This is a genomic window from Streptomyces sp. ADI95-17 (genome assembly GCF_003846175.1).
In the GTDB taxonomy this organism is placed as follows: domain Bacteria; phylum Actinomycetota; class Actinomycetes; order Streptomycetales; family Streptomycetaceae; genus Streptomyces; species Streptomyces sanglieri.
This window is the reverse complement of record NZ_ML123047.1, coordinates 668,603-680,945: the sequence shown is the minus strand read 5'-3', so window position 1 is coordinate 680,945 and position 12,343 is coordinate 668,603. Positions and strand designations below refer to the sequence as shown.

The 12,343-nt window shown below is 69.5% G+C and carries 10 protein-coding genes and 1 tRNA gene; 5 read left to right on the top strand and 6 right to left on the bottom strand.

Annotated features, from left to right (window positions below):
* The first annotated feature begins 12 nt into the window (after window positions 1-12).
* From EES42_RS22050 to EES42_RS22030, 5 genes are all read left to right on the top strand, one after another.
* Complete coding sequence (locus tag EES42_RS22050) at window positions 13-2,004, top strand: copper resistance CopC/CopD family protein (RefSeq protein WP_124719951.1); 1,992 nt, start codon at window positions 13-15, stop codon at window positions 2,002-2,004.
* A 122-nt stretch (window positions 2,005-2,126) separates the two neighbouring features.
* Window positions 2,127-3,407, top strand: a complete 1,281-nt coding sequence (gene efeB, locus EES42_RS22045; protein ID WP_241196538.1) for an iron uptake transporter deferrochelatase/peroxidase subunit — start codon at window positions 2,127-2,129, stop codon at window positions 3,405-3,407.
* A gap of 27 nt (window positions 3,408-3,434) precedes the next feature.
* Window positions 3,435-4,370, top strand: coding sequence for a prephenate dehydratase (pheA, locus tag EES42_RS22040; RefSeq protein ID WP_124719949.1), 936 nt, complete (start codon window positions 3,435-3,437; stop codon window positions 4,368-4,370).
* A gap of 635 nt (window positions 4,371-5,005) precedes the next feature.
* Window positions 5,006-6,295, top strand: a complete 1,290-nt coding sequence (gene serS, locus EES42_RS22035) for a serine--tRNA ligase (protein WP_124719948.1) — start codon at window positions 5,006-5,008, stop codon at window positions 6,293-6,295.
* Window positions 6,292-7,101, top strand: a complete 810-nt coding sequence (locus EES42_RS22030; protein ID WP_124719947.1) for an HAD family hydrolase — start codon at window positions 6,292-6,294, stop codon at window positions 7,099-7,101. Before serS ends, EES42_RS22030 begins: the two co-directional genes overlap by 4 nt.
* Before the next feature lie 103 nt (window positions 7,102-7,204).
* On the opposite strand, the gene EES42_RS22025 is transcribed toward EES42_RS22030, so the two are convergent.
* The 6 genes from EES42_RS22025 to EES42_RS22000 form a co-directional block, all read right to left on the bottom strand.
* Window positions 7,205-7,292: transfer RNA gene (locus tag EES42_RS22025), tRNA-Ser, on the bottom strand.
* Between the two features lie 331 nt (window positions 7,293-7,623).
* Window positions 7,624-8,322, bottom strand: coding sequence for a hypothetical protein (locus tag EES42_RS22020; RefSeq protein WP_124719946.1), 699 nt, complete (start codon window positions 8,320-8,322; stop codon window positions 7,624-7,626).
* A gap of 294 nt (window positions 8,323-8,616) precedes the next feature.
* Window positions 8,617-9,336 carry an ABC transporter permease gene (locus tag EES42_RS22015; RefSeq protein ID WP_124719945.1) on the bottom strand — a complete coding sequence of 240 codons (720 nt, stop codon included), beginning with the start codon at window positions 9,334-9,336 and terminating at the stop codon, window positions 8,617-8,619.
* 30 nt (window positions 9,337-9,366) lie between these two features.
* Entirely contained in the window at window positions 9,367-10,278 is a 912-nt protein-coding gene (locus EES42_RS22010; RefSeq protein ID WP_124719944.1) for an ABC transporter ATP-binding protein, read from the bottom strand.
* Window positions 10,275-11,183: an ABC transporter permease gene (locus EES42_RS22005; protein ID WP_124719943.1), complete on the bottom strand. Its 909-nt coding sequence runs from the start codon at window positions 11,181-11,183 to the stop codon at window positions 10,275-10,277. The genes EES42_RS22010 and EES42_RS22005 overlap by 4 nt, the downstream gene beginning before the upstream one ends.
* The gene (locus EES42_RS22000; protein WP_124720178.1) at window positions 11,173-12,162 is read right to left on the bottom strand and encodes an ABC transporter ATP-binding protein; all 990 of its coding nucleotides are present in this window, start codon (window positions 12,160-12,162) and stop codon (window positions 11,173-11,175) included. The genes EES42_RS22005 and EES42_RS22000 overlap by 11 nt, the downstream gene beginning before the upstream one ends.
* Window positions 12,163-12,343 lie beyond the last annotated feature (181 nt).

Below are 12,343 nucleotides of genomic sequence, written 5' to 3'. Positions count from 1 at the left end.
GACTGACTCGTCATGACAGCCGCCACCGCCCCGCACTTCGGACCGACCCCGTCGACTCCCGCGATACGCCGTCCACTCGCCGCGGCCGCGGTCCTCGCCGCCCTCGTCGGCATGGTGTTCGGCCTGTTGCTGGGAGGCGCGGGCCCGGCGTCCGCGCATGCCGCACTGACCGGGAGCGATCCGCAGGACGGGGCGGTGGTCGCCACCGCTCCCAAGGAGGTCACGCTCACCTTCTCCGAGCAGGTCGCCCTCGGTGACGACTCCATCCGGATCCTCGACCCCGACGGCAAGCGCGCCGACACCGGCGCCGCACCGCGTGATCTACAGAGCGGCTCCACCGTGAAGTACGGGGTCTCGCTGCACGCCGGGCTGCCCGACGGTACGTACACCGTCGCCTGGCAGGCCGTGTCCGCGGACAGCCACCCCGTGTCCGGCGCCTTCACCTTCTCCGTCGGAGCCCCCTCGAAGACCACCGTGGCGCTCCCGACGGACCAGGCCGGGGGTGGCCTCGTCGGCACCCTCTACGACATCGCGCGCTACGCCGCGTACGCCGGTTTCATCCTGCTGGCCGGCGGCTCCGCCTTCGTGCTGGCCTGCTGGCAGCGCGGCGCGGGCGCCCGTCCGCTGCAACGCCTGGTCGTACGCGGATGGATGACCCTCACCGTCGCCACCCTGGCGATGCTGTTGCTGCGCAATCCGTACACCGGATCCGGGAAGCTCGCGGACGCCTTCGACCTCGACGGGCTGAAGGCCGTGCTCGACACCAAGCCCGGCGCCGCGCTCGTCTCCCGGCTGCTGCTGCTCGGCGCCTCCGCGCTCTTCATCGCCGTGCTCTTCGGCGCCTATGCCAAGCGCGAGGACGAGCGCGAGAAGAAGGACCTCACCTTCGGGCTGGCCATCGGCGGCACGGTGATCGCCGCCGGGATCGCCGGTACGTGGGCGCTCGCCGAGCACGCCTCGACCGGAATCCAGCCCGGCATCGCCATGCCGGTCGACGTGCTGCACCTGCTGGCGGTGGCCGCCTGGCTCGGCGGTCTCACCGCCTTGCTGGTCGCGCTGTACCGGACTCCCGACATGGACGCGACGGCGGTACGGCGCTTCTCCGGCATCGCGTTCGGCAGCGTCGTCGTGCTCGCCGCGACCGGGATCTACCAGTCCTGGCGTCAGGTCGGCACCTGGTCCGCGCTCACCGGCACCGGCTACGGGCAGCTGCTGCTCGTGAAGGTGGGGCTGGTCGCCGTCCTGATCGGGATCGCCTGGTTCTCGCGGCGGTGGACGGCACGCCTGATCACGGGCGGGGGCGACGCGTCGACGGAGACCCGGGACGGAGAGACCGCTCCGGCCGGGACCGCTGCGGCCGGGACCTCGACGACGGAGACGTCCGGAAGCGCCGAGGTTCCGGACACCTCCGGGGCCACGGCCGAGGACCCCGCGCGGGCGGCTCAGCTCGCCCGGCAGCAGGCCGCCGTGGCCACCGCCGAGAAGAAGCGGATCCGCGACGCCGACCCCGACCGGTCCGGGCTGCGCCGATCGGTGCTGGCGGAAGTGGGGGTCGCCGTGGCACTGCTGGCGGTGACGACCGTGCTGACCTCCACCGAACCGGCGCGCACCGAAGAAGAGGCGGCCCGCGCGTCGACCGCGGCGAGCGCCCCGGAAACCGCGGGCCCGGTCGAGATGAAGCTGCCCTTCGACACCGGCGGCGAGAACGGCAAGGGAACGGTGCGAATGGAGATCACTCCCGCCCGTACCGGCGCCAATGAGCTCCACCTCTGGGTCGACGGCAGCGACGGAAAGCCCATGGACGTTCCCGAGGTGAAGGTCGCCTTCACCCTGGAGTCCAAGGACATCGGCCCGCTCCCCGTCGTCCCCGCCCGGCTGACCGAGGGCCACTGGACCGCCGACGGCGTCCAGATCCCGATGGCCGGCAACTGGAAGGTCGCCGTGACCGTGCGTACGTCGGACATCGACCAGACGACCATCGACAAGAACATGAAGATCGGTTGAGCGGGATCGTGAGCGCGAACAACAGCAGGCAGACCTCGACGGGCGGCGGGGGCGACACCCTCGCGGCGGGCGGCAGGGGCGACGCCCCCCGTGGCAACGAGACCGGGAACGCCGTCGGCGGCATCACCCGGCGCCGACTGATCGGCAGCGCGGGCGCGGCCGGTGCGGCCGGGCTGGTGCTGGGCGCGGCGGGCGGCGCCACCGGCTATGCCGCGACCCGGCCGGACGATCCCACCGCACTGACGGCGGTCGGCTCCGCCCAGGTGATGTTTCACGGGAAACATCAACCGGGGATCACCACACCGCTTCAGGCGTGCGGCCATCTCGTGGCCTTCGACCTGGTGCCCGGGGCCGGCCGGAAGGAAGCCGCCGCGCTGATGCGCCGGTGGTCGGCGACGGCCGGGCGGCTGATGGCGGGCGAGCCCGCCGGGAGCGGCGCGGCGGACGGCCCGGACCACGACACCGGGATCGCGCTGGACGCCGGGCCGTCCTCGCTGACCGTCACCTTCGGCTTCGGCCGGACCTTCTTCGAACGCACGGGCCTGACCGACCGCCGCCCACCGGGGCTCGACCCGCTGCCGCCCTTCTCCGCCGACCGCCTCGACGCCGCGCGCTCCAACGGTGACCTCTGGGTCCAGATCGGCGCGGACGACGCACTCGTCGCCTTCCACGCGCTGCGCGCCGTACAGAAGGAGGCCGCCCCGGCCGCCAGGGTCCGCTGGCAGATGAACGGCTTCAATCGCTCCCCCGGTGCCACGGCCGAGCCGATGACCGCCCGCAATCTGATGGGCCAGGTCGACGGCACCAACAACCCGAAACCGGCCGAGAGCGACTTCGACCGCCGCATCTTCGTCCCGGACTCCCAGGACGCGTCGGGCGCGACGGGCGCCCAGGACGGAGCCGATGCGAAGTACGACTGGCTCGCGGGCGGCTCGTACGCGGTCGTGCGCCGGATCAGGATGCTGCTCGACGACTGGGAGAAGCTCCCGCAGGAGCGCCAGGAGCAGGTCATAGGGCGCCGGAAGAAGGACGGCGCTCCGCTGAGCGGCGGCACCGAGACCACCGCGATGGACCTCGACAAGGCGGGCTCCGACGGCAAGCTCCTGATCCCGGACAACGCCCACGCCCGGATCTCCGCCCCGGAGAAGAACAGCGGTGCGGCCATGCTGCGGCGCCCCTTCTCGTACCACGACGGCATCTCGGCGGACGGCGCTCCGGACGCCGGTCTGCTGTTCATCTGCTGGCAGGCGGATCCGCTGCGCGGGTTCGTTCCGGTGCAACGGAAGCTGGACCGGGGCGATGCCCTGTCACCGTTCATCAGGCACGAGGCGAGCGGTCTGTTCGCGGTGCCGGGCGGTGCGGCGGACGGCGAATACGTGGGGCAGCGGCTACTGGAGTCCTGAGCCACCGGGGCGCATTAGGGTGACGGTATGTCCGCCACGCGCTACGCATATCTCGGCCCCGAAGGCACCTTCACCGAGGTGGCCCTCCGTACGCTCCCGGAAGCCGCCACCCGCGAACTCGTCCCGATGGTCTCCGTGCCCGCGGCTCTGGACGCGGTGCGCAGCGGAGCCGCCGCGGCGGCGCTCGTACCGATCGAGAACTCCGTCGAGGGCGGCATCACCGCGACGCTCGACGAACTGACCACCGGCGAACCGCTGATGATCTACCGCGAGGTGCTGCTCTCCATCACCTTCGCGCTGCTGGTGCGACCGGGCACCGAGCTGTCCGACATCAAGTCGGTCACCGCGCACCCGGCCGCCCAGCCACAGGTGCGCAACTGGATGGCCGCCAACCTCCCGGACGCGGTGTGGGAGTCGGCGGCGTCCAACGCGGACGGCGCCCGGCTGGTGCAGGAGGGCCGGTACGACGCCGCCTTCGCCGGTGAGTTCGCGGCGGCGACCTACGGCCTGGAGCCGCTGGTGACCGAGATCCATGACGCGGAGAACGCGCAGACCCGCTTCGTGCTGGTGGGCCGGCCGGCCCGGCCGGCGGCGCCGACGGGCGCGGACAAGACGTCGGTGGTCATCTGGCTGGGCGAGGACCACCCCGGTGCGCTGCTCGAACTGCTCCAGGAGTTCGCGGTGCGCGGGGTGAACCTGATGCTGATCCAGTCGCGGCCGACGGGCGCGGGCATCGGGAACTACTGCTTCGCGGTGGACGCCGAGGGGCACATCGCGGACCGCCGGGTCGGCGAGGCGCTGATGGGGCTGAAGCGGATCTGCCCGAAGGTGCGGTTCCTGGGTTCGTACCCGAGGGCCGGGGTGGCGGTGCAGGACGTACGGCCGCTGCGCGCGGGGACGTCGGACACGGAGTTCACCGATGCCTCCGACTGGCTGGCCAGAAACCTGGACGGCCGGGGCTGACGGGGTTTCTTTCCTGCGGGACGGAACGGGAAGGCGTCAGTGCCGGTCCGGCGGTCGCGGCGCCCCACGACCGCCGGGCCGGTGCTATCTGCCGATTTTCTGCATCCACAGAGTTATCCACAGGAGCGGTTCTCGACCTGGGGACAAGTCGACACTCCAATGCGACATGGTCGACATATCGCTCCAGTCGACTCAGATGCATCCACAGACCGGAAGCCCACCCAGGTCGCCCCGTGTTGCCTCAATTCCGTTGATCAACTCTCCAAGAGGGGGAATTCCCACCCGAACGAGCGTCTGAAGTGGGTTTGAACGGGAAATCCGCAACCCATGGCACGACTTTCGGAATGCCCTCCTCCGGCATCCACAGATCTTCCACACAGCCTGTGGATAACTTTGGGAAGTCCGGGAACCTGTGGACAAGCAACGATCAACTGCCCTTCCAGGCAAGGGTGATACGTCAAGACGAGTGAAGCCTTCTGCCCCATTTAGGGGAGTAGGCTCTTTTTATTGACGGTCGGGATCGACTTCGGCCACACAATCTCCCCCAGCATTACCAATTCAGGCAATTAGGGCAAAGTGACACGCTCGGCAATATCGGTTCGAGCTGCGCAAGTACAGGCCGGTAGCCTGGAGGGGTGATTGACCTTCGCCTGCTCCGTGAGGACCCCGACCGTGTTCGCGCCTCCCAGCGCGCCCGTGGAGAGGACGTCGAACTCGTCGACGCCCTTCTCTCCGCCGACGAGCGGCGCAGGTCGTCCGGTGTCCGCTTCGACGAACTCCGCTCCGAGCAGAAAGCGCTCGGCAAACTCATCCCCAAGGCCTCGCCCGACGAGCGCGCCGAGCTGCTCAAGAAGGCCGAGCAGCTGAAGGCCGACGTCAAGGCCGCCGACGCGGCACAGGACGAGGCCGACGCCGAGGCCAAGAGCCTGATGCTCCAGATCGGCAACATCGTCCACGAGGACGTGCCGGTCGGCGGCGAGGAAGACTTCGTCGTACTGGAGACGCACGGCACGATCCGTGACTTCGGTGCCGAGGGCTTCGAGCCCAAGGACCACCTGGAGCTCGGCGAGAAGCTCGGCGCCATCGACATGGAGCGCGGTGCCAAGGTCTCCGGTTCGCGCTTCTACTACCTGACGGGCGTCGGCGCGCTGCTGGAGCTCGCCCTCGTCAACGCCGCGATCGCCCAGGCCACCGAGGCCGGCTTCATCCCGATGCTGACGCCGGCGCTGGTCCGTCCGCGCGCCATGGAGGGCACCGGATTCCTCGGCCAGGCCGCGGAGAACGTGTACCACCTGGAGAAGGACGACTACTACCTGGTCGGCACCTCCGAGGTCCCGCTCGCCGCGTACCACATGGACGAGATCATCGACGCCGAGAAGCTGCCGCTGCGCTACGCGGGCTTCTCGCCGTGCTACCGCCGCGAGGCCGGTACGTACGGCAAGGACACCCGGGGCATCTTCCGGGTGCACCAGTTCGACAAGGTCGAGATGTTCTCGTACGTCGACCCGGCGGACGCAGAGGCGGAGCACCGCAGGCTCCTGGACTGGGAGAAGCAGTGGCTCACCGCCCTTGAGCTGCCCTTCCAGGTGATCGACGTCGCCACCGGCGACCTGGGCGCCTCGGCCTCCCGGAAGTTCGACTGCGAGGCGTGGATCCCGACGCAGGGCAAGTACCGCGAGCTGACGTCCGCGTCGAACTGCAACGGCTTCCAGGCCCGGCGCCTGTCCGTCCGGATGCGCGACACCCGCGACGGCAAGAAGGTCCTCCAGCCGCTGTCCACGCTGAACGGCACGCTCTGCGCCGTACCGCGCACGATCGTGGCGATCCTGGAGAACCACCAGCTGGCCGACGGTTCGGTGCGGGTGCCCGAGGTGCTCCGGCCATACCTGGGCGGGCGCGAAATCCTGGAGCCGGTCGCCAAGTGACCTTCCCGTACAAGCTCGTCGCGACCGATCTCGACGGCACGCTGCTGCGTGACGACGAAACGGTCTCCGGGCGCACCCGTGAGGCACTGGCCGCGGTCACCGCGGCCGGTGCCGCGCACATCATCGTCACCGGCCGCGCGGTCCCCTGGACCCGCCACATCCTGGACGACCTGGGCTACGAAGGGCTCGCCGTCTGCGGCCAGGGCGCGCAGGTCTACCACGCGGGCGAGCACAAGCTGCTGACCTCGCTGACGCTGGACCGGCAGCTCGCCGGGCTCGCGCTGTCCAAGGTCGAGGCCGAGGTCGGTCCGCTGGCCCTGGCGGCAAGCCGTGACGGGCTCGACGGCGAAGTGATGGTCGGCCCCGGCTACCGGGTACAGGAAGGCCCGCTTCCGGCGGTCTTCGTGAAGGACCCGGCCGAGCTGTGGTCCGCGCCCCTGAACAAGGTCTACATACAGCATCCGGACCTGGACGACGACGCCCTGGCGACGGCCGCACGCGCGGCCGTCGGCAATCTCGTGGACGTGGTCATGGCCGGTCCGGGTGTGGTGGAGATCCTGCCGCTGGGGCTGAGCAAGGCGACCGGACTCTCGCTGGCCGCGCGCCGGCTGGGTGTGAAGGCCGCGGACACCCTGGCCTTCGGCGACATGCCCAACGACATCCCGATGTTCGCCTGGGCGCGGCGGGGCGTGGCGATGGCCAACGCGCACGCGGACCTGAAAGCCGTGGCGCAGGAGATCACCACGTCCAACGAGGACGACGGCATCGCCGTGGTTCTGGAGCGGCTGCTACAGACGTCCTCGTAGGAACGCGTAGGAACCAGGACAGAGAACGGCGAGCGTGGGCCGGGAGCAACTGCTCCCGGCCCACGCGTGCTTCACCGGCACGTGGGTCCTGCCGGCTCTGCTGCGGAGGATGCGCGGATCGAACGCGCGCGGGGTTCACGGCCCCGACGACGGCTTAGCAAGCCGCTGCCTTACCACTCGGCCAATCCTCCGGGAGGGCGGCCGGCGCGATGCGCGAACGGTGCCGCCCCGGGCGTTCGTCCCGAGCCTCACCTCGCGGAGTCGTCGGTGAGTGACTACTCCGGTGCCGGCCGGGGTCCGCCCTGCGGGGAACTCGACGGACTCGGACTCTCGGTCATCGTCGCGCTCCTCTCCCGGCCTGGGGTGCAGGTGTCGGCGTGTGCCGCGCGTTTCGGCCTGCGCCGTGCGTTTCGGCCTGCGACGCGTGTTTCGGCGCGTGCCGTGCCAACCACTGTGCCGGGAACGGCCCTTCGGCGCCATCCGTTTTCCGGGCGGGCCGAGGGGCCGCGAACTCCTTCCGGATCAGCGCTGCTTGTTGTTACGGCGGCTCAGATCCTTCAGGTTGCGGGCGAGTTCATCCATCCTGCCGTCGATACGGACGACGTCCTCGGACATATGGCCCAGCCGCACGCTCATGGCGCCGACGACCTGATGGGTGACGTCCAGCCGCCGGTCGAGACTGTCGAGCCGGTGCGCCATCCGGTTGAGGACGGGCCCGAGCTCCTGGAGCGCACTGCCGACTCCGGCCAGGCAGCTCTCCACCCGGGTGACGCGGTGTTCGAGCGAGGCGTAGCCGGCCCGCAGATCCTGCTCGGCGTCGAGCAGGTAGGTACGGACGCAGCGGGCGATGTCGCTGTCGCGAAGAAGCATCGCCACGTTGAGTACGGTCCTGCGGGTGTAGACCCTGAGCTGGGTCGCTGCCTGTGGATAACTTTCCGGTACCTCCCCAGCCCATAGCGACATCATGTCGCTATGGAAGGAGCGCAGGTCAGCACCGCGCAGCACACGCATCCCGTTCTCCATCAGCTCGTCCTGATGGCGGTCGGTGAGCCTTCTGACGGAGGTTGTGGATACTTCGAAGTACCGAGCCACATCCTCTGCGCGAAGGTGAATTCCGTCCGGGAGCATGACAAGGCTCTTGACCTTGTCGAGGACATCGACGCGCTCCATCTGCTCCACGCGCAGCGCACGCGATTCGAGCAGGGCGACTTCTGTGGGCATGGGCATGCCTTCCGGTCGTGGAACGGCGGTTCGTGAAACCGCCGGCGGGCAGCCCTGTCCCGGGCCTGAGGGCGGAGGACGCTCACGGTTGCCACTCATTCAATGACCGACCCGGCGGGCTCTGCCTCGCCGGCATCGGCAATCCCTTTTCACGAAAGCCACGACGCCACGGATTCCAGTTGCCTCCACGCAGCCTGCCCAACGAACCGATAACCGTACGGTTACGCGTACTACTGTCCGAAATGCGTCAACCCCCGCCCGGAAGGCGAGGGTTGACGGGGCGGGCAGGGCGAGTCACTCCTCGCCGGCCAACTTCAGCGTGCGCAGCTTCTGGCCCGCGTACCAGGTGGCCACCACGGTGACTGCCGCCAGCAGGACCGTCGCGGTCGTCAGTCCGACGTCGGAGGTGATCGCGCCCGAGCCGCCGACCTTCTCGGCGACCGCGAGGGACCACTGCTGGACGCTGAGCGTGCGCGCCCCCGGTACCAGCGAGCCGAACAGGGCCTCCCACACCAGCGCGTAGACGAGGCCGAAGACGACCGCGTGCCGGCTGACGGTGCCCAGCAGCAGGAAGAGCGCGCTGTACGCGATCGAGGCGACCAGTGCCGCGATGGTGTAGGCCACCGCGATCTGCTGGCCGTTGCCGTTGAGGATCAGGCCCGCGATCAGCGTGGGCAGCGCGGAGAAGACCATCGTCACGGCGATGGCCACGATCAGCTTGGTGAAGATGATCGTCGGACGCTTCACCGGCTTGGACAGCAGGTAGACGATGGATCCGTCGTCGATCTCGGGACCGATGGCCCCGGTTCCGGCGATCACACCGATCAGCGGCACCATCGTGGCGATGGCGAAACCGCTCAGCACGTCCGAGGCCACCTGGTCATCGGACCCGGCGAACGTCCTCACCGCGACGGCGATGACCACCAGCAGTACCGGCAGGACGAACAGGATGGCGGCCCGGCGCCGGCCGAGCAGGGCCCGGTAGGTGAGCCGGGCTACTGTGGGGTCGTACATGACGATTCACAGCTCCTTTCAGGCCACTACTCAGGCCGCTACGAGATAGGAAAAGACCGATTCGAGGGACTCGTCGGACGGCGAAACGGTCAGCAGACGAATTCCGTGCTCACGCGCGACCTTGGGCAGCAGCTCGGTGAAGCGTCCGAAGTCGACCGCCTGGATGAGCAGCGCCTGCTCCCCCCGGTCCACCTCGATACCGGCCGTCGACGGGTCGGCGATCAGCGCGGCGGCGAGGGCGCGGTCGTCGCTGGACCGTACGAGATAGCGGTGCGGGCGGTCCGTCATCAGCCGGCGGATCTTGCGGAAGTCGCCGGAGGCCGCGTGCCGTCCGGCCACGATCACCTCGATGTGTGAGGCGAGCTGCTCGACCTCTTCGAGGATGTGGGAGGAGAAGAGCACCGTACGGCCCTCCGCCCCCATCCGTCGCAGCAGTTCCATCAGCTGCATCCGCTGGCGCGGGTCCATGCCGTTGAACGGCTCGTCGAGCAGCAGCACCGAGGGCTCGTGGACCAGGGCGGACGCCATCTTCACGCGCTGGCGCATGCCCTTGCTGTACGTCGAGATCCTGCGGTCCTGCGCGTACTCCATCTCGACCGTGGCCAGCGCCCGCTGCGCCTCCGCACCGCCGAGTCCCTGGAGCTCCGCGTTGGCGACGACGAACTCGCGGCCGGTCAGGAAGTCGTACATGGCTTCCCGCTCCGGCACGATCCCGATATCCCGGTACACGGCCTCGTTCCGCCAGATCGGCCTGCCGTCCAGCGTGACCGTGCCCGTCGACGGGGCGAGGAAACCGGCCATCATATTGATCAGCGTGGACTTCCCCGCACCATTGGGCCCGAGCAGCCCGGTGACGCCCGGTCCCACCGTCATGCTCACGTCGTTGACGGCGACCACATTGCCGAACCAGCGCGAGGTGTGGTCGATCTCGATGGTGGTCACAGCCCGACCCTCCGGTAGCGGCGCATCAGTACGGCGTACGAGCCGGCGACGAGCGCGAGAACAACGATCAGATAGACCAGGCCGGCCCCGGTTCCCGGTACCGCCCCGCCGGGGAAGGCCGAGTTGGCTCCGAGGAACGCGCTCTGCACGCCGCCGATCAGCGTGATGGGGGAGAAGAGGCCCAGCCACTCGACGGCCCCTTCGGAGCCGGTCTGCCAGGCGATGGCCTGGACCGTGGAGACCGCACCGTAGGTGATGGTCAGTACGGCGATCACCGCGGCGACGCCGAAGCCGCGGCGCGGTGTCAGCGCGGCCATCACCAGGCCCAGCGCGGAGAAGAGCACGGAGAGCAGCGCCACCGAGACCAGCCCCTGTCCGAATCCCTTGGTCTGGTCGGCGAAGTCGAACTTCCCGAGAAGCGCGCCCACATACAGGATGAGCAGCGGCGTGCCGGTGAGGATGAGGAGCGCGGAGGCCATGGCGGCAAGCTTGGCCACGACGTAGTCGACCCGTTCGATCGGCCGCGAGAAGTACAGCGGCACGCTCTTGAAGCGCAGGTCCCTGGAGACCGACTGCGGTGCCTGTGCGGCGAGGAAGAGGCCGATCACGGCCTGGAGATAGATCGCGAACGCGGTGTACTTGATCGGCAGGGCCGTCGCCGCGGGGTTGGCGATGGCGACGGCGACGATGATCGCCGCGATCATGCACATCACGCCGAAGAGCAGCATCGGCAGCACCTTGGACTTGGCGGAACGGCCGAGCCCGAACGCCCCGCGCAGGGACTGCGAGTAGAGCGATCGCCGCGCATAGCCACGGCCCAGCCGCGGGCCGTCGTAGGAGCGGTATCCGATGTTGTGGATGCGGGAGGTGTCGCTCCCGGCCACGGTCCCGGTCTCAGTGCTCATCGCGACCGCTCCCCTTCTGCTGTACGGCGGACTGCTGTACGGCGTGCTGCTCTACGGGTCCGGTGGCCTCGGGCGCCCCCTCGGTACGGAAGACCTCGGCGATGTGGTGGCGCCGCTGCTCCATCCGTACGAGACCGAGTCCGAGCCCGGCGACGCTGTCGCGCACGATGTCGTACGTCTCCTCGCCGACCGCCTCGACCAGCAGGATGTGGCCCGCGCCGGGCAGTCCCTGCGTGTCGAGACCGTCCTGGCCGATGAACTCCACGCCGGCCCGGGTGAGGACCTGGCGCAGCGCGTCGGTGCCGTCCGGGTGGGTGTCGCTGTCGGTGACCTCGACCGCGAGGGTCGCGGTGGTCTGGGTGAAGTCGCTGGTGGAGCTGGAGCGCAGCAGCGTGCCGCCGTCGATGACGACGACGTGGTCGCAGGTGCGTTCCAGCTCGCCCAGGAGGTGCGAGGTGACCAGGACCGAGATGCCGAAGTCGGTGTGGACGCGGCGGATCAGTCCGAGCATCTCGTCGCGGCCGACCGGGTCGAGGCCGTTGGTCGGCTCGTCGAGCAGGACCAGCTGCGGGTCGTGGACCAGCGCCTGCGCCAGCTTCACCCGCTGCTTCATACCGGTCGAGTAGCCGCCGATGGGCCGGTAGCGCTCCTCGTAAAGGCCCACGTGCCGCAGCGTATCGGCGGTGCGTTCGCGCGCCGCCGTCGGCGGCAGTCCGGACATGCGCGCCATGTGGACGACGAACTCGGTGGCCGAGACGTCCGGTGGCAGGCAGTCGTGCTCGGGCATGTAGCCGACCCGTTCCCGGATGGCGGCGCCACTGGTGGCGACGTCGAGCCCGAGCACCGCGGCCCGGCCTTCGGTGGCGGGGGACAGACCCAGCAGGATCTTGATCAATGTGGACTTGCCGGCTCCGTTGGAACCCACCAGGCCGGTCACACCGGGGCCGATGTCCAAGGAGAGCCGGTCAAGCGCGGTCACCCGGGGGAACCGCTTGCTCAGGCTTTCGGTCGCGATCACAGTCACAGTCCGAAGGTAGTGGCGCGGGCCACATCAGTCGTCAGCCCTGGCGGCTGGATCGGCCTCCGACTCCAGATGTACGGACCCGTAGGGGGCCACCGCGAAGGATGAGGAGCCGGTCGGGGGTGGCCCGGCGGGTGGC

What these genes read in the sequence shown, in the direction of transcription:
- EES42_RS22050 (WP_124719951.1), top strand. Translation starts at nt 13, where the DNA reads ATGACAGCCGCCACCGCCCCGCACTTCGGACCGACCCCGTCGACTCCC.
- pheA (WP_124719949.1), top strand. Translation starts at nt 3,435, where the DNA reads ATGTCCGCCACGCGCTACGCATATCTCGGCCCCGAAGGCACCTTCACC.
- EES42_RS22020 (WP_124719946.1), bottom strand. Translation starts at nt 8,322, where the DNA reads ATGCCCACAGAAGTCGCCCTGCTCGAATCGCGTGCGCTGCGCGTGGAG.
- EES42_RS22015 (WP_124719945.1), bottom strand. Translation starts at nt 9,336, where the DNA reads ATGTACGACCCCACAGTAGCCCGGCTCACCTACCGGGCCCTGCTCGGC.
- EES42_RS22005 (WP_124719943.1), bottom strand. Translation starts at nt 11,183, where the DNA reads ATGAGCACTGAGACCGGGACCGTGGCCGGGAGCGACACCTCCCGCATC.